Here is a 19,186-nt window from a genome sequence, read left to right as displayed (position 1 = left end):
CTCATTGGTCCGTACTGGCCCGGCCGGTCGGTGCTACCGGCCGGCGCGGCCTTCGGCTCCTCAGAAGCCGAGGCTCCAGGAGTCGATGAAGCCGGTGTCGCCGCCCGCGTTGTCGTTCACGCGGAGCTTCCAGGTGCCGTTCGCGACCTCCGAGGAGGCGTTCACGGTGTACTGCTGGTTGATGTTGGCGGTGCCGCCGCCCGCGCGGTTGTGCAGGTTGTAGACGGAGCCGTCCGGGGCGACGAGGTCGACCTTCAGGTCACCGATGTACGTGTGCACGATGTTCACGTTCACCTTGAGCGCGGCCGGGGCGTTGCCCGCGACTCCGCTGACGGTGATCGGGCTCTCGACGGTCGTGTTGTCGAGGATGTTCACGTTCGTACCGTTCTCGAAGCCCGGGGCGGGCGCCGAGGTGACGGCGGTGATCGTCGCGGCGGCGTCGGCGATGCCGGTGCCGCAGCCGCCGGTGCAGGTGCCGGGCAGCGGGCGGGCGTTGGCCTTGATGGCCGACTCGACCTGCGCCGGGGTCAGCGAGGGCTTGGCGGCGACGACGAGGGCGGCGAGGCCCGCGATGTGCGGGGCGGCCATGCTGGTGCCCTGGTAGGGCTTGTAGATCTCCGAGCCCGGGGTGGTGGCGCCGTTGTTCAGCGTGGAGAGGATGCCGTTCTCCGGGGTGGTGACGGTGCCGGGCGTGTCGGTGGCGCGGCGGGTCTCACCGCCCGGGGCGGAGACGTCGACGCGGCTGCCGAAGTTCGAGTAGAACGAGCGGTCGCCGGTGCGGTTCGTGGCGGCCACGGAGACCACGTTGTTGCAGCTGGCGGGCGAGAAGCCGGCCGCGTCCGCGTTGCTGTTGCCGGCGGCGACCACGACGGTGGTGCCGCGGGCGACGGCCGCGTTGATGGCGTTCTGGTAGCTGGAGGTGCAGGCGCCGGAGCCGCCGAGGCTCATGTTGATGACCTTGGCGGGGGTGGCGTTCGCCGGGACGCCCGCGACGGTGCCGCCGGAGGCCCAGGTGATGGCGTCGACGATGTCGGCGGTGGTGCCGCCGCACTTGCCGAGCACGCGGACGGGCTGGATCTTCGCGTTGTACGCGATGCCCGCGACGCCCTTGGCGTTGTTGGTGGCGGCGGCGATGGTGCCCGCCACGTGGGTGCCGTGCCAGGAGGAGCCGCTGGCCGGGGAGCCGGTGCCGCACTCGCCGGCCGCGCTCCAGTCGCCCGCGTCGGCGGGGTTGTTGTCACGGCCGTTGCCGTCACGGGCCCCGGTGGCGTCGGAGATGAAGTCGTAGCCGGCGACGATGTTCGAGGCCACGTCCGAGTGGGCCACGTAGCCGGTGTCGATCACGGCGACGGTGACGCCCGAGCCGGTGGTCTTGTCCCAGGCGGCAGGAACGTTCATGCCACCGGTGGGCTCGAAGAGGTCCCACTGCTTGGTGTACTCGGTGTCGTTCGGGGTGGCCATCGCGTAGGCGCGGGAGTCCACCTCGACGTACGCGACGTCCGGGTCGGCACGGAACTGGGCCATCACGTCGGCCGCGGCGGCCGGGGCGACGGCTCCGCCCAGGTTGACGAGGGCGGCACCGGTGCCGAGGCGGCGGTCGAACTTCGCCTTCTTGCCGGCCTTCTTGCCCTTGGCGGTCGCGTCGTCGGCGGCGGCCTTGTTGGAGCTGGCCTCGGTGGCCGAGGACTTGTAGCCGACGATCAGGTTCTGCACCGGAGCGGCGTCCGGAGCGGCCGGCGCCCCCGCGGCCGGCAGGGTGGAGGCGGCGGCCGGGGCCGGAGCGGGCTCCGAACCGGCCAGGGCGACGGAAGCGGTGGCGGAGCCGGCGAGCAGGGTGACGGACATCGCCACCACGGATATGAGCCTGCTTCGTCTCGTTGCGTGCACTGTGTTCCCTTTCGCGGGCCCGGTTCCGGGCAGGCCGGAGCGGGCGGTCGAGCAGTGTGGGAGGTGAACCGGCGACTACGGGGCCGGAAACGGGTCGGTCATTCCCGTCCCGGCCACCGCTGCTCGCCGCGTTGTCCCGGCCGCTTCGGCGGGGCTGGGGCAACGGCGGTGCGGGCGATCCACCCGTCCGGACGGCTTCACACCATGTGGGGTTGGCGCGGGGTCCGTTCGGGGCGGGAGAGATCGCCGGTGGGCAGACAGTAGGCAACGCGAGGATGAACCCGATACAGGGAAAACCCTTGTCCGCACCCCTGCCGCCCCCCTACACCTCCCCCGGACCCTACCTCCCCGCCCCTGCGTTCCCGACCCCCAGGGCCCCCGGTGTCCGGCACCCCGCTTCCCGCGCCGAACTCCCCCCGCCCGCCCCCGCGGGTCAACCCCGGACGAACCCCCCGAACCGGGCCCCGCGCGGCCCCCGAACCGGGCCCCGGGGGGCGTGCGGGGGCCGCGGTGGCAGGTCAGGGGCGGCCGTGGGTGCGGAAGTAGGTCCAGCTCGTCTCGTTGGGTTCGGTCCACTTCTCCGGGGCGTGGGCGTACTCCGGGTGGCGGGCCGCGATGTACGCGCGGGTGCGCTCCGGGACCTCGGCGTACGAGCCCGTCTTGCGGCCCCGGCAGTGGAACGTGAGGCCGCCCTGGCGCCGGCCCTGCTCCATCCACGGCAGCCACGGGGACATCCGCGTCCAGGACATGGTGCTCGGGACGCTCGGCTCGTCCGTGGTGAGCACCTCGGCCGGCGCGAAGAACTGGAAGAGCTCCAGGGCACGGTACGTGTCGTCGGCCGAGTTCAGCGGATACTCGGCGACCGGCAGCGGCGAGGGATAGGCGATCGGGATCTCCAGGCTGAAGCAGACCTGGTCGCCGAGGTCCGTCAGCGGGACCGGGAAGGGCCGCAGGCGCAGATTGGCCGGATCGTTCCAGACGTGGATGACCGGCTTGTCCTCCCAGGTCTCCAGGATCTCCCGGGTCTGCGGATCCAGGTAGAACGCGGCCTCCCTGGTGAGCAGTTGGAAGCCGCCGGTGTCCGCGTCCCCGACGAGACGGGCGACGTTGAGGCCCTCGAAGCCGAACAGGCGCCGGTAGGGCTGGTCCGGGGCCCAGGAGTAGATGTCCCCGGACCACCAGAAGGTCACCTCGGCGCCGTCGAGGGAGGCGCGGGTGCGGGCGAACGCGTGCAGGAGCTCTGCGGGTGTCATGCCGGTCACTGTGCGCGGTCCGCCGACGGCACGGCAAGCGCGCGGGCCGCCCGGCGGAGGGCTGCGGCCGGTGTGCGGACCGGCCTGCGGACCGGCATGCGGGACGCCAGGTTGACGCTGCGGCGCGCACCCGCAACCGTGACCCGCATGGGGAACGAACGCCGACTGCTCACACTGCTCGTCTGCCTGGTGCTGGGCATCGGGCTGACGGCCGCGGTGCTGGGCGCCGCACGGGTGGCGGGCCCCGACGGGACCTCGCATTCCGGGATGAATTCCCGGGACTACGTGGACATACGGGATGTACCGCCCGGCCCCGGCGATCCGGTGCCCGGACCCGACGCCTCCACGGGCACCGTGACGGTGGACTGCGGGCGCAACGAGGAGCACCACTACAACGAGGACAACCTGGTGGTGTCTCCGGGCCTGCGCTCCGGCGCCCACCACACCCACGCCTACGTGGGGAACCTGTCCACGGACGCGATGTCGACCGACGCCTCCCTGGCCGCCGCCGCGACCAGTTGCCGCGGCGGCGACCGCTCCGCGTACTACTGGCCGGTCCTGCGCCGGACGGACCGGGCGGGCGGCAACGCGCACGAGAACTCGGCCGGGCACGGCAACACGGGCGAGATCCTGCCCGAGGCGGCGGTCTCCGTCGAGTTCCGCGGCAGCCCGGTGGGCAAGGTGGTGCCGATGCCGCGCTTCCTGCGGGCGATGACCGGCGACGCCGTCGCGGCCACCGCGGGGAGCGACGCCGACGTCCGCGCCCGCTGGGGCTGTTCCGGCTCCCCGGACCGGTTCACCACCCGCTATCCGCGCTGCCCCGCGGGCGAGCGGCTCACCCGTACGCTCGTCTTCCCCGGCTGCTGGAACGGACTGGACACCGAGAGCCCGGGCCACCGCTCGCACCTGGCCTTCCCCGCGGCCAACGGCGTCTGCCCCCAGGGCATGTTCGCCGTGCCCCAGCTGCGGGTCTCCCTCGCGTACGACGTGCCGCCGGGGGTGCCGGTCGCCGTCGACTCCTTCCCCGAGCAGCGGCACAGCCCGAAGACGGACCACGCGATGTTCGTGGACGCCATGACGGACGCGCAGATGGCCGCCGTCGTCGGCTGCCTCAACGAGGGACGCGCCTGCCGCACCTGAAGGGGTCTGAAGGCGCCTGAGAGCACTTGAGAGCACGACGATCTCTGCGGAGTGACCGGGGTCACATGAACCGTCTCCCGCCGGGCCGCGTGTTCTGACCGCACCAGATGGGCGAGGAAGACGGAGAGGGTGAGATGGCCGGACCACTGTGGCCCCGTACACGGCGGGGCTCGACCGATGAGGCACTGATCAGGTCGGTGTACGAGGAGCACGGCCACGCCCTGCTCGCGTACGCCACCCGGCTGACCGGGGACCGGGCCGCTGCCGAGGACGTCGTCCAGGAAACGCTCATCCGCGCCTGGCGGCATTCCGAGATCCTGCTCAACGGGAAGGGATCGGTGCGCGGCTGGCTGCTGACGGTGGCCCGCAACATAGTCACCGACCGCTACCGGGCCAAGGCGGCGCGCCCCGCGGAGGTTTCCGGGGAGGTGGCCGCTCCCCCGGTGGAGCAGGACCACGCGGACTCCATCGTGGACACGATGACCGTGCTGGGGGCCCTCGACCAGTTGTCCCCGGAGCACCGGGACGTGTTGAAGGAGCTGTACTACCGCCAGCTGAGCGTGGCCGAGGCGGCCGACAGCCTCGGCATCCCGGCGGGCACGGTCAAATCACGGGCGCATTACGCGCTCAAGGCACTGCGCGAGGTGTTCCGCCAAGGCGGGACCACGGAGGGCCGAGCGGGCAGACGAATGGGCAGGCCGCCCCGGCAGGGCGCCGGACTGCGAGAGGTGGTGGCATGAACCGGCAGCGGCACGAGGAGGAGGAACTGCTCGGCCCGTACGTTCTCGGCGTCCTGGACGGGGAGGAGCTCCGATGGGTCGAGGAGCACATGAGCGGCTGCGTGCAATGCCGTGAGGAGGTGACCGCGTTGCGCGAGATGGAAGCGGCGTTGGGCGAGGTGCCCGCGGAGGCCTTCCTCGACGGACCGCCGCAGGGCGGTGATCTGCTGCTCCAGCGCACGCTGCGGCAGGTGCGGGGCGAGGCGGCGGGCGATCGGCGCCGGCGATGGGGTGTCGCCGGACTGGCGGCGGCGGCCTCGCTGGCCGCGGTGTTCTGGGCCGGCGCGCAGCTGGGATCGGCGGACGGCGGGCAGGTGGCCCTGCCACCGCCGCCCTCGCCCTCGGTCTCGGCGCAGCCTTCGCCGCCGCCGGCGGGTACGAAGGTGGCGTCGGCCACCGACGCGCGCACGAACGCGCGGATGACCGTGCAGGTCACGCCCGCGGCCAAGTGGGTGCGGGTGCACGCGGCCGTGGCGGGGATCCCGCCGGGCGAGCGCTGCCTGCTGGTCGTGGTCGGGAAGGACGGCAAGCGCACCACCGCCGGCAGCTGGGTCGTCGGCAGCCAGAACGGCGAGGGCAAGGGCGCGTCGCTGGACGGCTCGGCGGCGGTGGACCCGGCCAACGTCAAGGAGGTCGTGGTCGAGAACGAGTCGGGCACGCGGTTCGTGTCGGTGCCCATGCCGGTGTAGGGCGGGGCGCCGCGGCGGACGCCGGGCCCGGGCGGCCGTACGGGGGCCGCCCGGGCCCGGCGTGCGCCCGCCCGGGCCCGGCGTGCGCACGGGACCGCCGGGAAACCCGTTTTCCCTCGTCAGCCCCGGTGGGCACACTGGCTCCATGCCACAGCCTGTCGAACACCTGCTCGCCGAACTCGATCCGCTCCCACACGCCGACCGGCTGCGGCTGCTCGCCACCACCGCCCGCGACCTCGCCCGCACCGGCGAACTGGGGAGCCTGCTGGACGAGCTGGCCGGACGGGGCCGCCACGAGCGGCGGATGGCCGCGCTCGCGGCCCTCGCGGGGAGGCAGAGCGGGTACCTGGCGCAGCGGCTGGCCGACCCGGACCCGGTCGTGCGGTCCCTCGCCCACCGGGCCGTCCGTACCCTGCCCGTGCCGGACGGGGCGATCGAGGCGGCGTACGAGGACGCCTCCGCCGTGGTCCGCCGGGAACTGTCGCTGGCCGTGGTCCGCGGTTCGCGGCGGGCGCTGGCGGAGCGGCTGACGCCCGTCCTGAGGGCCGAATGGGGCGACGGAGAGGCCTCCTTCCTGCTCCCGGCCTGCGGGCCGGAGTTCGTCAGCGCCCTGCTGCCCGAGCTGGCCGACGCCGTCACGCACTGGGTGCGGCTGGGCCGCCGGCATCCCGGCCCGGTACTGGACCAGGCCGCGGCCGAACTGGCGGAGCTGCCGGAGAACCTGCGCGCCGGCTGGTGGCACCGCCGGGCGCCGGCCGTGGCCGCGGCCCTGCCCGCCGCACCCGAGCGTGTGCTCGGCCTGCTGGAGCAGTACGGGCCGGGCCGGCTGCCCGGGCCCCTGGAGGGCGGGGTCCGCCACCTCATCACCGCGGACGCGGAGCGGTTCGTACGCTGGCTGACGGCGCCCGAGCGGGCGGGCGGGTACCAGGAGTACTTCCTTCCGCGCTCCCGGCTGCGACAGCTCGTCCAGGCCGGTCCGCCGTCCCTGCCCGCCCTCGGCCGCCGCTGGGCGGAGCGTCCCGCGTACCTGGCCGCGCTGTTGAAGGCGCTGCCCCCGGGCCGCCGCGAGGAGTTCCACGACACCGCCGTCGCGCACACCCCCGCTCCCGGCGGGACGGTCAGCGACTCCGTACTGGCCGTGCTCCCGCGCGAGCGCCGCGAGGCCGAGGCGCGGCGCGAAGCGGACCGCGCCCGCCGCAAGGGGTGGCCGCAGGAGCGGCTCCTGGAACTGGTCGCGCACCTTCCGGTCGCCGAGGCCCGCTCCGAACTCCTCGCCGCGACGCGGCGCTCCGACGCCGAGGCCCGCCGGAGCGCATGGCCGCGGCTCGTCGAGAACGCGGTCCGCGCGCGCGACGCCGAAGCCCTGGGCGAGGTGCTCGCGCTGATGGCGCAGCGGCTGCGCAACGACCGCGACCCGGTGCGCGCCGCCGCGCTGACGGCGCTGGCCGGGGTGCCGCTGCCGCTGCTGGCCGCCGAGGCCTCGGTCGCCTCCGTGGAACGGATCGCCCTGGACGCCGTGGAGGCCCGCGACTGCTCGGTCGAGACCCGTTCCGTCCTGGAGCGCCTGGTGTTCGCGGTACTGGAGAGCCCGGATCCCTCTCCCGCACAGCTCGACTGGGCGCTGCGCACCCTCCACAACCTCGTCGTGCGCACGGGCCGTCTGGTGCGCGGGGGCTGCGGTGCGAGGCTCCCCCGCGGCCGGGAACGGCAGGTCTTCGAAGCGGTGCTGCCCTGGCTCCGCGTCCGCGCGGCCAAGGGCGAGTACGGGCCGCTGGTCTCGTTCGCCGCCTACCTGGGCGAGCGCGGCCGCCGTCTGCCGGAGCTCCAGCGGATGCTCGACGAAGCCCGCACGCGCTGCTCCGACTCGCTGTTCCCCCAGTTCGCACGGGTCTGGCTGGCCGACTCGGCAACGCGCGGCGAGCGTGTGGCCGCCCTGCTGGAGCAGGAGCCCTCTGCGGCCGCGCTGGCGCCCGTACTGGAGGTGTTGTCGGCGCACCGCACCGATCTGCTGGACCGCGTGCTCGCCGCGCGCCCGCCGTACGGCCGCTTCCTGCGCGAGGGCTCCGTACGGCCGCTGCCCCGGTTCGACCGGGCGTCCACGTGGGTGCCGCGCCAGCAGGAGGAGGCGGCCTGGCTCGCGGAGGTCGCGGTTGCCGACGAGTCGCGGACGGCGTACCAGCGTTCGGACGTCCTGCGGGCCGCGGCGCTGATCCCCGACCACGGGCTGGAGCTCGTACGGCGGCACGCGGGCTCGGCGGACACGCTGCTCGCGGAGACGGCGCTGGCCGCCGCGGCCCGGACCGTCGAGCCGGCGGCGGTCCTGCCCGAACTGCTCGCGCACGCGGGCGACGACCGTGCCCGCGTCGCGGTGTACGCGGCGGGGCGGGCCGCGGCCGCTGCGGCGCCGACGCGCCTCGCCGAGCTGCTGGAGGGGCTGCTGGGCCGCACCGCGGGGGTGAAGGTGACCAGCCGCAAGGAGGCGGTCCGGCTGACCGTGCGCTTCCTGCCGCCCCGGCAGGCCGCGGCACTGCTGGCGCGCATCACGGCCGACGAGGACAGCCACCCCGATGTGGTGACCGCGGCGGTGGGCCTCGCGGTCGGGCTCTTGTCGGCCGGAGAGGTCTGGCCCCTGCTGGAGAAGGCCGCGGCGGGCGGAACGCGCGAGGCGGGGGCGGTGATCGCCCAGACCCCGACGCTGTGGGTGGCGCAGCGCCACCGGCCGCGCTACGCCCGGCTGGTGGCGCTCCTGGCCGCCTCCGCGCACCCCTCCGTGGCCGCGCAGGCGATCGCGGCGCTGCCGCAATGGGTCGCGTACGCGCCCGAGGCGGCGGACCCCGTGCGCCGGGCCGTCTGCGACCTGGCCCCGAACCCGAACTGGAAGGGCGCGGTGACGGCTCTGGAGAAGATCGCCGGCTCGGGGCTGCCGCACCCCGTGGGCGGCGGTGGGCCCGGGAGCGCGTTCCACCGCGCCGTGGCCGAGCTGTTGGACGTCGTACGCTCCGGCGACGACCCGGAGGCCGGGGCCGAGCGGGACCTGCCGGCGCTCCAGCGCCTCCGTTTCCTGTGCCTGAACGTCGCGGAGGAGCACGACGGGCTGCGTACGGCCCTGGTGCGCCAGCTCGCGGGTGAACCGGCCCTGGCCACGGTCCGCGTGGCGCTGCTGCGGCGATCGGTGGACCTGCGCGCGGGGCTGCCGGAGCTGCGTGCGGCGCTGGACGCCCTGGTCGAGGCCCATGCGGGCCGGCCCGGAGCGGCGGCGTCGACGGCCAACGCGCTGCGTGATGGGAACTGGTACGGCGACCGGGTCGGGGATCCGGCCGTGGTGCTGGAGGCCGTACGCGGACTCGCGGAGGACGGGGCCCCGGTTCCGGGGCTGTTCGCCGTCGCGCTCGCCTCGGCGATGGGCCGGCGCTCCGACTGGGCGCCCCAGTGGCGTGAGGTGCTGCGGGGGCTGAGGCGGCACGCGGATCAGGAGGTCCGGGAGGCGGCGCTGGTGGTGTTCACGCACCAGGAGTGACGGGCGGCGGCGGTCCGGTGGACCGTGTCACTGATCCCGTCACCATCCGGACTGATCATCACATTGCGCTCCATGACATCCTGTGACGTCACAACTCGCCGGACGGGATCGGCGGACGTCCGGGGAATATGGGGAAGGTCGATGAGGCTCTGCTTCCTGGTGGAGGAGCACTACCGCCACGACGGCATGCCGAACGAGGTGATCCGGCAGCTGACCGCCTGGGGACACCAGGTGGACGTGGTGCGGCCGGGCGGCTCGCTGCTGCGCATGGACGAGGTCATGGGCTCGGGCGCGCACGACGCCTGGGTACTCAAGACCGTGTCGGGCGGGCCCGGGCTGACCCTGCTCGAAGCCGCCGCCGCGGCCGGCATGACCACCGTCAACGACGCCCGCTCGATCCGGGGCGTACGGGACAAGGCGCTGGCCGCCGCCATCGGCCGGACCCGGGGGCTCCCGATGCCGCCGACGTACGCCGTGGCGCGGCCGGACCTGCTGCGGGAGATACCGGCGGCGCAGTACCCGCTCGTCGTCAAGCCCGCCGACGGCAGCTCCGGCCGGGGCGTGCACCTGGTGTCCTCGCCCGGGGAGCTCGAAGCGCTGCTCCCGGAGCTGGCGGGCGAGCACATGCTCATCGCCCAGCCGTACGTGGCCAACTCGGGGACCGACATCAAGGTGTACGCGGTCGGCGGGGAGCTGTTCGCCACCGAGCGCTGTTCTCCCCTGCACCCGGATCCGGCGGTGCGGGAGCGGCGGGTTCCGCTGTCGGCCGAGGTGGCCGCGATCGCCGCGCAGGTGGGGGCGGTCTACGGGCTCGACCTGTACGGGGTGGACGTGCTGCTGGGTCCGGACGGGCCGGTGGTGGTGGACGTGAACGACTTCCCCAGCTTCCGTCAGGTCCCGGATGCGGCCGCCCGGGTGGGCCGGGCGGTACTGGGGCTGGCCCGGACGGGCAGCCAGGCCGCCTCCGTCTGCCGTCCGCCGGCTCACGGACTTCCGCTGCCGATCCCGGCGCAGGCTTCCGCGCCGCCGGCTTCCGTGGCCCCGGCTTCCGTGTCGCAGGCCTCCGTGGCGCCGGCTTCCGCTCGGGCCGGCGAGGGCGCGCTGTGAGGATCTGCCTGCTCACGCCCGAGCCCGGCCATCCGCTGCTGGCCGCCGCGACCGCGCTGCTCGAAGCCGAGGGGCACCGGGTGGAGTCCCTGGATCCGGGTACGGCGCCCGCGGCCTCCGGCGGCCTGGCCGACGTGTACCTGCTGAAGGCACGGACGCCGGCGGCGCTCGACCTCGCGCGCGAGCTGGAGCGGCGCGGGGCCCCGGTGCTGAACTCGGCGGCGGCCACCGCGCTCTGCCAGGACCGCACCCGGATGGCGGAGCTGGCCCTGGGCGCCGGGCTGCCGTTCGCGGGCACCCGTACGTACGGCTCGCTCGCGGACTGGGCCGCCGGCGCGCCGTTCGGGGGCTCGCCGCTGGTGGTCAAGAGCCGGCACAGCCGCCGGGCCGACCTGGTGGCCCGGGTCGACGACGCGGTCCGGCTGCGCGAACTCGCGCGGGCCTGGCCGCAGGAGCCCGTCGTGGTCCAGGAATTCGCGCCGAACAACGGCTGGGACCACAAGCTGTGGGCGATCGGGGACCGGGTCTTCGCCGCCCTGCGCCGCTCGGAACTCGCGCCGGAGGGCCGGGGCCCGACGCGGCCGCTCGCCCCGGGCGAACTGCCGCCCGGCTGGGCGGACCTGGTCCGCCGCACCGGCGAGGTGTTCTCGCTCGACGTGTACGGGGTGGACCTCATCGACACGGGTGACGGCGCCCCGCTCATCGTGGACGTCAACGCCTTCCCCGGGATCAGGGGCCAGGCCGGCGCCCCGGAGGCCCTGGCGGCACTGGCCCTGGACCGGGCCGGGGCCGCGCGCTGATCGCTGATCGGTGATCGGTGATCGGTGATCGGTGATCGGTGATCGGTGATCGGTGATCGGTGATCGCTTCGTCCGGGGACCGGACAGGGGGAATCCGCGCCGCGGGGCGTGTCGGCGGGCCGGGGCCGCGGCGGGCGCCGTGAGGATCGGCGGATGGGCGTCGTACTGCCGGTCCTCTTCGCGCTGTTCGCGGCGCTCAGCAACGCGCTGGCCACCGTGCTCCAGCGCCGGGCCGCACTCACCGTGCCGCAGAGCGAGGGCTTCCGCTTCGGACTGGTCCTCGACCTGCTGAGGCGGCCCGTGTGGATCGCGGGGATCCTGGCGGTGATCGCCGCCGGCGTGGGACAGGCCGCGGCGCTGGCCACGGGCGCGCTGGTCCTCGTACAGCCGCTGTTCGTGCTGGAGCTGCCGCTCGCGCTGCTGATCGCCTCGCTGCTGACGCGGCAGCGGCTGCCGGGTGCGCTGTGGCTGGCCGTGGCGGGGGTCGTGGCCGGGCTGGGAGTGGCCATGGCCGCGGCCTCCCCCACCGGGAACCGGACGCACGTGCCGGCCGACCGGTGGATCCCGGCCCTCGTGGCGTGCGCGGTCGTCGTGGCGGCGCTGGCCGTGGCCGGACTGCGCCGCCCGCCGGGGCGCGCCCGGGCGGGCTGTCTCGGCGCGGCCACCGCCGTCTGCTACGCCATCACGGCCGCCCTGATGAAGCACTCCGTGTTCGTGCTGACCGAGCACGGCATCGTCGGGTTCCTGACCGCTTGGCAGACGTACGCGTTCGGGGCGACCGGCATCTGCGCCCTGCTGCTGCTCGAACACGCCATGCAGGGCGGGCCGCTGGTCGCCTCGCAGCCCGCACTGACACTGGGCGACGCGAGCGTCAGCGTGGCGCTCGGCGTGGTGCTGTACGAGGAGCACCTGCGGTCGGGCTGGTGGGTGCTGCCCCAGCTGGTCGGCGTGGCGCTGGTCTGCGTGGGGGTCGTGGCCCTGGCGCGGGCGGGTACGGGTGCCCCCTGACGCGGCGCCGCTCCCGGGGTAGCGTGCGGGCAGTCGAGTGGAGGGCGGGTTCCGTGCGCGCGGTGGTGTTCGAGCGGTACGGGCGGCCGGCCGAGGTCCGCGAGGTGCCCGATCCGAGCCCGTCCCCGGGCGGGGTCGTGGTGCGCGTCGAGGCGACGGGCTTGTGCCGCAGCGACTGGCACGGGTGGATGGGGCACGATCCGGACATCGTGCTGCCGCACGTGCCCGGGCACGAACTCGCCGGTGTGGTGGAGGCGGTGGGCTCGCTGGTGGTGGGCTGGCGGCCCGGGGACCGGGTCACCGTTCCCTTCGTGTGCGCCTGCGGGAGCTGCGCGGACTGCGCGGCCGGCGAGCAGCAGGTGTGCGCGCGTCAGACGCAGCCCGGCTTCACGCACTGGGGCTCGTTCGCGCGGTACGTGGCCCTGGAGCACGCCGACGTCAACCTCGTGGCGGTGCCGGAGGAGCTCTCGTACGCGACGGCCGCCGCCCTCGGCTGCCGCTTCGCGACGGCGTTCCGGGCCGTGGCGCAGCGGGGGCGGGTGGCGCCGGGCGAGTGGGTCGCCGTGCACGGGTGCGGCGGGGTGGGCCTGTCGGCGGTGATGGTCGCGGTGGCGGCCGGGGCGCGGGTGGTCGCGGTGGACACGGCGCCGGGAGCGCTGGAGCTGGCGCGGGAGTTCGGGGCGGCGCACTGCGTGGACGCGCGGGCGGGCGGTACGGCCGAGGCCGTGCGGGAGCTGACGGGCGGCGGCGCGCACCTCTCGCTCGACGCGCTGGGTTCGCCGGCGACCGCGGCCGCCTCGGTCGCGGGACTGCGGCGGCGGGGGCGGCACGTGCAGGTGGGGCTGCTGCCGGCGGCTGCGGGGGAAACGGTCCTGCCGATGGAGCGCGTGATCGGCTGGGAGTTGGAGGTCCTCGGCAGCCACGGCATGGCCGCGCACGCGTACCCGCCGATGATGGAGCTGGTCCGCTCCGGCGCCCTGCGGCCCGACCGGCTGGTCACTTCGACGATCCCCCTGGAAGCGGCCCCCGCGGCCCTGGCCGCGATGGACACGGCGCCCACCCGCGGCGTCACGGTCATCCTCCCGGGGGCGTCCGCGCAGATCTGACTTCCCTTCCATGATCATCAAGACCAGAATCATCCGCATGACGACGACACGGGTGATCACACAGCAGTCCCTCGGCGGCTCCGAGGTGCTGGAGCCGGCCGAGATACCCCTGCCTTCACCGGGCCCCGGTGAGGTCCTGGTCCGGGTACGGGCCACCGGCATGAACCCCGCGGACTGGAAGGTCCGCACCGGCAAGGTGGACTTCTTCGGCCCGCCCCCGTTCGTGCTGGGACACGAGTTCAGCGGCACGGTGGAGGGCGCGGGCGAGGGCGCGACCCGCTTCGCGGTGGGCGAGGAGGTCTACGGCTGGACGATCCCGCCGTACGGCAGCCACGCCGAGCACGTCGTGGTCACCGAGGACCGGATCGCCCCCAAGCCGCGCACCCTCGACCACATCGGCGCCGCGGCCCTGCCGATCTCCGGCTTCACCGCCTACCAGGCCCTGGTCACCCTCTCCGACGTACGGCCGGGCCAGCGGGTGCTGATCCACGGTGCGGCCGGCGGGGTCGGCCACCTCGGCGTGCAGATCGCCAAGGCGCGGGGCGCGTACGTCATCGGCACGGCCCGCGCCGCCAAGCACGACTACCTGCGCGGACTCGGGGCCGACGAGCTGATCGACTACACGGCGGAGGACTTCTCTGCCCTGCGCGGCATCGACGCCGCACTGGACACCGTCAGCAACGACTACGGCCCGCGCACCCTGCCCGCCCTCAAGCCGGGCGGCATCCTCGTCGACGTCGTCGGCGTCGGCGTGGACCGCACCGAGGTGACGGCCCGCGCCGCAGAACTCGGCGTGCGGTTCGTGGAGTTCTTCCTGGAGCCCACCCCCGCCGTGCTGACCGCCTTCGCCGAACTGGTCGACACCTACGGCGTACGCCCCACGATCGCCGGGACGTTCCCGCTCGCCGAGGCCGCGAAGGCCCACGACCTCAGCGAGACCGGCCGGGTCCAGGGCAAGATCGTCCTCGTTCCCTAGACTCATTCGTCCAGGGGGTGTCCTGCCCGCCGGCCTCCCTCCAGGCCCGTGACGGCGCGGACGTGGTCGAGACTCGGGTCCAGGAGGACCTCGTGGAGCCGCTGGAAGAGCCGGCGGGCCGCGACCGCGTTCCAGTCGGCCGGCAGGAGTTCGGTCGGCAGGCCCGGGTCGAGGTAGGGAAGGCGGCGCCACTGCGTGAGGAGCGGGACGTAGTGGCGGAACGCCTCGGCCGGGGCGGGCTCCCCCTCCGCCGCGAGGCGGGCGGCGACGGGGGCGTAGGTGTCGGTGAAGGCCGCGTACTGGATCTGGATCGCCGGGAAGTCCCACCAGTCGCTGACCGTCTGCGCCAGGTCGCTGAAGGCGGCGTAGTCGGCGGCGAACAGGTGGACGTACTCGCTGAGGCCGAGCCGTACGAGCATCGCGCGGGCGTCGTCGAGCAGCCGCCCGGGCGCCAGCCACACACCCGGCGCGATGTTGCCGAAGCCGAGCCAGGTCAGCCGGGTGCGCAGCTGGTAGCGGTGGGCGCGCTCGGACTCCGGTACGGAGAACACCGCCATGGCCCAGCCGTCGGCCAGGTCGGCCGGTTCGAGGCTCGCGAAGATGCGGCGGTCGCCCTCGTCGAAGACGGGGTGGGCGGCCGGGCTGAGCCGGTACCCGGTGGCGCCCCGGCGCTCCGGTTCGAGGACCCCGCGCTTCTTCAGGCGCGAGATCGCCGACCGCACCGCCGGGCCGTCCACGTCCAGCTCGCCCATCAGCGTGATCAGGTCCGCGATGGAGATCCAGCCGCCGAGGCGGCGCAGGAACGCTCCGTAGACCGTGTTGATCAACGAGCTGGGCCTGAGGGGACTGTCCGACATGATCGCCTTCCGTAGTGCGCGGTCGCGATCATATCCAGCCCCTCCCCCGCCGCCCCGGCCCCTACCGCGGAAGCGGCGTCCGCGCGAACGCCCCCGAGAGCAGGTGCCCCGCGCCCGGGGCCACCGCCGGCAGGTCGAGGGCACGCATCATCTGGTGGGCGGTGCAGACGGCCGCCGACACCACCGGCTTGCCCAGCAGCTGTTCGGCCTCCTCGATGGCGCCGAGCGAGGGCATCTGCACGCAGGCCGAGAGCACGACCGCGTCGGCGTCCGCGTACTCCAGCGCGCGGGCGAGACCGGGCAGCCTGGCCGGGTCGTGGGCTGCCACGTCGAGGTTGTCCGGGATTTCCAGGGCCTCGTAGTCGAGGACCTCGATGCCCTCGTGCGTGAGGTAGTCCACGACCGTCCGTGTGAGCGGGCGCATGTACGGGGCGAGCAGCGCGATCTTTCGGGCGCCCATGGTGTGGAGTCCGTGGACGAGGGCGCCGGCGCTGGTGACGACGGGCGCGGGTGCGCCGTTCTCGACCGTACGGGTGTGCAGCCGCTGCTCCGAGGTGCGGTGGTAGCCGAGGCCCATGCTCATGATCGCGACCAGGCAGGCGTACCCGAGCACGTCGACGCGGGCGTCGGACAGCTCCACCGCGCAGCGGTCGGAGTCGGCGTCCATGGCCTTGAGCTGCTCCGGGGTCACATGGGTCATGCGCATCCGGCTGGAGTGGAAGGTGAACCTCTCGTCGGGCAGGACCGCCTGGCGGGCGCGCAGGATGGCGGGGACCTCGGTCTCCATGGTCACGTTCGAGCTCGGCACGATCTGGCCGATGCGGTAGGTGCGGGGCGGCACGGGTACTCCTGGGTGCTTGCCGGTGCGGGGGATCAGCGGGCGTCGACGACCGGGTTGGCCAGGGTGCCGATGCGCTCGACGGTCGCCTCCACCCTGTCGCCCGGAACCAGGAACTCCGGCGGCACCATGCCGGCGCCGACCCCGGACGGGGATCCCGTCGCGATGACGTCGCCGGGCTCCAGGGTCACGCCGGAGCTGATGTCGGCGATGAGGCGGGCGATCGGGAACAGCATGTGCCGCGTGTTCGACTTCTGCTTGGTGACGCCGTTGACGCGCAGGGAGAGGTCCAGGGCCATCGGGTCGGGGATCTCGTCCGCGGTGACCACCACCGGGCCGAAGGGGGCGTACGAGTCCTGCCCCTTGGAGAAGAACCACTGGCCGGAGCGGCGCTGGTCGCGGGCGCTGATGTCGTTGACGATGCTGAAGCCGAAGACGTGCTCGTACGCGTCCTCCTCGCTCACGCGGAACGCGGTACGGCCGATGACGACGGCCAGTTCGCACTCCCAGTCGAGTTGCCGCGTGAGGTCGCCGTTGTGGAGGATCGGCGCGCCGGGGCCGGTGACGGCGGTGGCGGGCTTGCTGAACAGGACGGGACGGGGCGGGAGCTCCTTGTCGGTGTCCAGGCTGCGGCTGGACTCCTCGACGTGCTCCACGTAGTTGAGGCCGACCCCGATGATCTTGCCGGGACGCAGCGGGGCGGCCAGGGTGACGTCTTCGAGCCGGTGGGTGCCCCCGGCCGGGCGGGCGGCCGGATCGGCCCCGATCAGGCGGCGGGCCGCTTCCTGCGCGGCGGGGCCCGCCTGGACGAAGGAGAGCAGATCGCCCGGCAGGTCGACGCCGGCGTGGTCGGCGAGGACCGCGAGGTCGAGGACGAGACCGTCGACGTCGGCGCCGAGGCGGGGTGCCGGATCTCCGGCGGCGGAGGCGGTGAAGGTGAGCAGACGCATGGTGGGGTCCCTCGGGCTCAGGCGGTGGCGGTCGGGGTGGTGGTGGCCGGGGCGGTGGTGGCCGGGGCGGTGGCGCTCGGCGCGGGGGCGGCCGGCATCGGCTGGTGGCCGTCGTTCTCCGGGTACGCCTCTTCGCGGTGGAAGCCGAGCGAGCGCATCACGGGGAAGTCGTTGAAGGAGAACAGGCAGGCGTCCTCGGACGGGTCGAGGTTGTGGTGCTCGTGCCAGGCCCAGGAGGGGACGCAGAAGATGTCGCCCTGACGCCATTCGAAGCGCTGCCCGGCGATGACCGAGACCCCGTGCCCCTTGGCGGCCGTGTAGATCACCGAGCCGGTGTGCCGGTGGGCGCGGGTGGCCTGCCCGGGGCGCAGCAACTGCATGTGGGCGCCCATGGTGGGCATCACGGAGCCGCCGGTGACCGGGTTGGTGTACTCGGCGATGATCCCGTCGTACGGGGAGCCCACGCCGGCCTTGGCGAGGCCGAGCAGGGCCTCGTACGTCGGCTCCCAGGGGTAGGCGAGCAGCGGCGAGTAGGGCCGGCTCCAGCGCTCCGAGCCGTAGGGGAGCAGGTTCGCGGCGTACTCGAGCACGGAGGAGTTGACCACCTTCCCGGGCGTCTGGTGGAGCTCGGGGTGGACCTCGTAGAACCCGGCGTCGAGCGCGTTGACGAGCGGGATGTCGAGGCCGTCCTGCCAGATGACCGGTCCGTCCTCGCCGTCGTTGCCGTGCTCGTGCCAGGTGCCGTTGGGCGTGATCGCGAAGTCGCGCGGGCCGACCTTGAGCTTCTGGCCGTCGACGACGGTCCAGGCGCCGGTGCCCTCGTGGACGAAGCGCAGCGCGGCGGCCTGGTGGCGGTGGGCGGTCATGGCCTCGCCGGGGCCCATGATCTGGAGCCCGGTGTAGAGGAGGCCTGCCGCGGCGCTGACGTCCCTGCGGCCGGGGTTGACGAGCATCACGACGCGGCGGCCCGCGTCGTCGGCCTTGACCATGCCGAGGGCCTTGTGGACGAGGGGCCGCAGCTCCTCGTACCGCCACAGCACGGGAACGGACTTGGGCTGCGGGTACCAGGGCTCGATGTCGTTGGCGACGGTCCACAGGGCGCCAGCGTCCAGGGCTTCGAGCTCGCCGTAGTAGGCGGTGAGCTCGGGGGTGTCACTGACCCGGGCGCGGCCGAGCACGGTGTCGTCCTGCTCGATGGTCATACGTCCTCCTCAGGCGTGGTGGTCCGGGGGCTCGCCGGCGGCGCGGTGAAGGTGACCGGCGGGCGGGGGCGGTTGTCGACTTCGAGGCGGAAGATGTCGAAGCGGTTGTAGTGGCCGGTGATGTCGTGCATCTGCTTGGGCTGGATGCACCGGCCGAGGTCGATCTCTCCGTAGACGACGCCCTCGTCGTCGACGAGCGGTTCGGTGACCGGGCGGCCGTCGGGGCCGAAGATCCCGGACAGGGCGCTGCGGGGCCGCTGGAACAGGGCGCGCAGCTCCTCGTCGTCCCCGGCGAGCAGGTCCACGATCTCCGGGGAGACGGTGGAGCAGGCGACGACGGAGAAGACCTTGCCCTCGAAGCTGTGGGCGGCGGTACGGACGGCGATGGCGTCGGCCATGTCGTAGTCGGCCGGGGCCACGGGCAGGGCGATGTAGCAGGAGGCGTGGACGAGTTCGCCCTGCGCGAGGAGGGCGAAGCGGGCCAGCGTGTTCGTGTTCTCGCCGCAGGCGAGGGCGCCGAGCGGGCCCACGGGGGTGGGGTGGACGCGCAGGGAGCTGCCGTCGCCGCCGGTCCAGGTGAGCTTCTCGGCCCAGGTGGGCACCAGTTTGCGGTGCACCCCGAGGAGCGCGCCGTCGGAGCCGATGGTGAGCAGGGTGTTGTAGAGGACGCCGAGGCTGTGCGCGGCGCGCTCGTTGACGCCGATGACGAGGACGACCCCGTACTGGCGGGCCGCCGCGCGCAGGGCGTCCACGTACGGGCCGGGGACGTCGACCGAGGCGCGCTGGAGGCGCTCGAACCAGGGCGAGCCCTGGACGGGGTTCATCGTCCAGTTCCAGTAGGGGTAGCCGGGGACGAACACCTCGGGGAAGACCACGAGTTCGGCACCGTTCCCGGCCGCCTCGGCGATGAGCGCGACGGCCTTGTCCACGGTGGCGGCGGGGTCGAGGTAGACGGGCGAGGCCTGGACGGCCGCCGCCGTGAAGCGGGGCAGATGGCTCTGGGGCAAATGGCTCGGGGACAGATGGCTCGGGGACAGATGGCTCGCGGGCGTGCCGTTCGGCGGGGTTTCCATCGGG

The 19,186-nt window shown here is 74.1% G+C and carries 16 protein-coding genes; 9 read left to right on the top strand and 7 right to left on the bottom strand.

Features of this window, described 5'->3' with window-relative positions; all coding sequences use genetic code 11:
* Positions 1–60: 60 nt before the first annotated feature.
* Complete coding sequence (locus ACFYXV_RS11080; RefSeq protein WP_385477295.1) at positions 61–1,845, bottom strand: S8 family serine peptidase; 1,785 nt, start codon at positions 1,843–1,845, stop codon at positions 61–63.
* A 560-nt stretch (positions 1,846–2,405) separates the two neighbouring features.
* Positions 2,406–3,140: a DUF1838 family protein gene (locus ACFYXV_RS11075; protein WP_385470623.1), complete on the bottom strand. Its 735-nt coding sequence runs from the start codon at positions 3,138–3,140 to the stop codon at positions 2,406–2,408.
* A gap of 147 nt (positions 3,141–3,287) precedes the next feature.
* Between ACFYXV_RS11075 and ACFYXV_RS11070 the strand changes: the two genes are divergently transcribed.
* From ACFYXV_RS11070 to ACFYXV_RS11030, 9 genes are all read left to right on the top strand, one after another.
* Entirely contained in the window at positions 3,288–4,280 is a 993-nt protein-coding gene (locus ACFYXV_RS11070; RefSeq protein WP_389382687.1) for a DUF1996 domain-containing protein, read from the top strand.
* A 134-nt stretch (positions 4,281–4,414) separates the two neighbouring features.
* Entirely contained in the window at positions 4,415–5,020 is a 606-nt protein-coding gene (locus ACFYXV_RS11065; RefSeq protein ID WP_389382686.1) for a sigma-70 family RNA polymerase sigma factor, read from the top strand.
* Complete coding sequence (locus ACFYXV_RS11060; RefSeq protein ID WP_385470627.1) at positions 5,017–5,748, top strand: zf-HC2 domain-containing protein; 732 nt, start codon at positions 5,017–5,019, stop codon at positions 5,746–5,748. The genes ACFYXV_RS11065 and ACFYXV_RS11060 overlap by 4 nt, the downstream gene beginning before the upstream one ends.
* A 145-nt stretch (positions 5,749–5,893) precedes the next feature.
* A complete protein-coding gene (locus ACFYXV_RS11055) occupies positions 5,894–9,265 on the top strand; it encodes a hypothetical protein (RefSeq protein WP_389382685.1) in 3,372 nt (1,123 codons plus the stop codon).
* Between the two features lie 141 nt (positions 9,266–9,406).
* Positions 9,407–10,372, top strand: a complete 966-nt coding sequence (locus tag ACFYXV_RS11050; protein WP_389382684.1) for a RimK family alpha-L-glutamate ligase — start codon at positions 9,407–9,409, stop codon at positions 10,370–10,372.
* Entirely contained in the window at positions 10,369–11,172 is an 804-nt protein-coding gene (locus ACFYXV_RS11045; RefSeq protein WP_389382683.1) for a RimK family alpha-L-glutamate ligase, read from the top strand. Before ACFYXV_RS11050 ends, ACFYXV_RS11045 begins: the two co-directional genes overlap by 4 nt.
* 153 nt (positions 11,173–11,325) lie before the next feature.
* Positions 11,326–12,180 (top strand): DMT family transporter, encoded by an 855-nt coding sequence (locus ACFYXV_RS11040; RefSeq protein WP_385470635.1) that lies wholly within the window; start codon positions 11,326–11,328, stop codon positions 12,178–12,180.
* Between the two features lie 53 nt (positions 12,181–12,233).
* Positions 12,234–13,286 carry a zinc-dependent alcohol dehydrogenase family protein gene (locus ACFYXV_RS11035; protein ID WP_389382682.1) on the top strand — a complete coding sequence of 351 codons (1,053 nt, stop codon included), beginning with the start codon at positions 12,234–12,236 and terminating at the stop codon, positions 13,284–13,286.
* Positions 13,287–13,323: 37 nt separating this feature from the next.
* Positions 13,324–14,262, top strand: coding sequence for an NADP-dependent oxidoreductase (locus ACFYXV_RS11030; protein WP_389382681.1), 939 nt, complete (start codon positions 13,324–13,326; stop codon positions 14,260–14,262).
* A 2-nt stretch (positions 14,263–14,264) separates the two neighbouring features.
* Here the strand turns inward: ACFYXV_RS11030 and ACFYXV_RS11025 are convergent, their stop codons facing one another.
* From ACFYXV_RS11025 to ACFYXV_RS11005, 5 genes are all read right to left on the bottom strand, one after another.
* Positions 14,265–15,119, bottom strand: a complete 855-nt coding sequence (locus tag ACFYXV_RS11025) for a PaaX family transcriptional regulator C-terminal domain-containing protein (RefSeq protein ID WP_389382680.1) — start codon at positions 15,117–15,119, stop codon at positions 14,265–14,267.
* A 61-nt stretch (positions 15,120–15,180) separates the two neighbouring features.
* Positions 15,181–15,906, bottom strand: a complete 726-nt coding sequence (locus tag ACFYXV_RS11020) for an Asp/Glu racemase (protein ID WP_385470714.1) — start codon at positions 15,904–15,906, stop codon at positions 15,181–15,183.
* 86 nt (positions 15,907–15,992) lie between these two features.
* Entirely contained in the window at positions 15,993–16,907 is a 915-nt protein-coding gene (locus ACFYXV_RS11015) for a fumarylacetoacetate hydrolase family protein (RefSeq protein ID WP_389382679.1), read from the bottom strand.
* Positions 16,908–16,924: 17 nt separating this feature from the next.
* Positions 16,925–18,109, bottom strand: a complete 1,185-nt coding sequence (locus ACFYXV_RS11010) for a cupin domain-containing protein (protein ID WP_389382678.1) — start codon at positions 18,107–18,109, stop codon at positions 16,925–16,927.
* Positions 18,106–19,182 carry a carbon-nitrogen hydrolase family protein gene (locus ACFYXV_RS11005; RefSeq protein WP_389382677.1) on the bottom strand — a complete coding sequence of 359 codons (1,077 nt, stop codon included), beginning with the start codon at positions 19,180–19,182 and terminating at the stop codon, positions 18,106–18,108. The genes ACFYXV_RS11010 and ACFYXV_RS11005 overlap by 4 nt, the downstream gene beginning before the upstream one ends.
* Positions 19,183–19,186: the final 4 nt, after the last annotated feature.

The organism is Streptomyces sp. NPDC002181 (genome assembly GCF_042890485.1).
GTDB lineage: Bacteria > Actinomycetota > Actinomycetes > Streptomycetales > Streptomycetaceae > Streptomyces.
Note: the sequence above shows the minus strand (reverse complement) of the source record. Positions and strands in the feature narration are given on the sequence as shown.

Bases quoted from the DNA above. Each gene is read 5' to 3' on its own strand.
- ACFYXV_RS11060 (WP_385470627.1), top strand. From the start codon at position 5,017: ATGAACCGGCAGCGGCACGAGGAGGAGGAACTGCTCGGCCCGTACGTT.
- ACFYXV_RS11010 (WP_389382678.1), bottom strand. From the start codon at position 18,109: ATGACCATCGAGCAGGACGACACCGTGCTCGGCCGCGCCCGGGTCAGT.
- ACFYXV_RS11020 (WP_385470714.1), bottom strand. From the start codon at position 15,906: ATGGAGACCGAGGTCCCCGCCATCCTGCGCGCCCGCCAGGCGGTCCTG.
- ACFYXV_RS11040 (WP_385470635.1), top strand. From the start codon at position 11,326: ATGGGCGTCGTACTGCCGGTCCTCTTCGCGCTGTTCGCGGCGCTCAGC.
- ACFYXV_RS11015 (WP_389382679.1), bottom strand. From the start codon at position 16,907: ATGCGTCTGCTCACCTTCACCGCCTCCGCCGCCGGAGATCCGGCACCC.
- ACFYXV_RS11075 (WP_385470623.1), bottom strand. From the start codon at position 3,140: ATGACACCCGCAGAGCTCCTGCACGCGTTCGCCCGCACCCGCGCCTCC.
- ACFYXV_RS11005 (WP_389382677.1), bottom strand. From the start codon at position 19,182: ATGGAAACCCCGCCGAACGGCACGCCCGCGAGCCATCTGTCCCCGAGC.
- ACFYXV_RS11025 (WP_389382680.1), bottom strand. From the start codon at position 15,119: ATGTCGGACAGTCCCCTCAGGCCCAGCTCGTTGATCAACACGGTCTAC.
- ACFYXV_RS11055 (WP_389382685.1), top strand. From the start codon at position 5,894: ATGCCACAGCCTGTCGAACACCTGCTCGCCGAACTCGATCCGCTCCCA.
- ACFYXV_RS11030 (WP_389382681.1), top strand. From the start codon at position 13,324: ATGACGACGACACGGGTGATCACACAGCAGTCCCTCGGCGGCTCCGAG.
- ACFYXV_RS11065 (WP_389382686.1), top strand. From the start codon at position 4,415: ATGGCCGGACCACTGTGGCCCCGTACACGGCGGGGCTCGACCGATGAG.
- ACFYXV_RS11070 (WP_389382687.1), top strand. From the start codon at position 3,288: ATGGGGAACGAACGCCGACTGCTCACACTGCTCGTCTGCCTGGTGCTG.
- ACFYXV_RS11080 (WP_385477295.1), bottom strand. From the start codon at position 1,845: ATGTCCGTCACCCTGCTCGCCGGCTCCGCCACCGCTTCCGTCGCCCTG.
- ACFYXV_RS11050 (WP_389382684.1), top strand. From the start codon at position 9,407: ATGAGGCTCTGCTTCCTGGTGGAGGAGCACTACCGCCACGACGGCATG.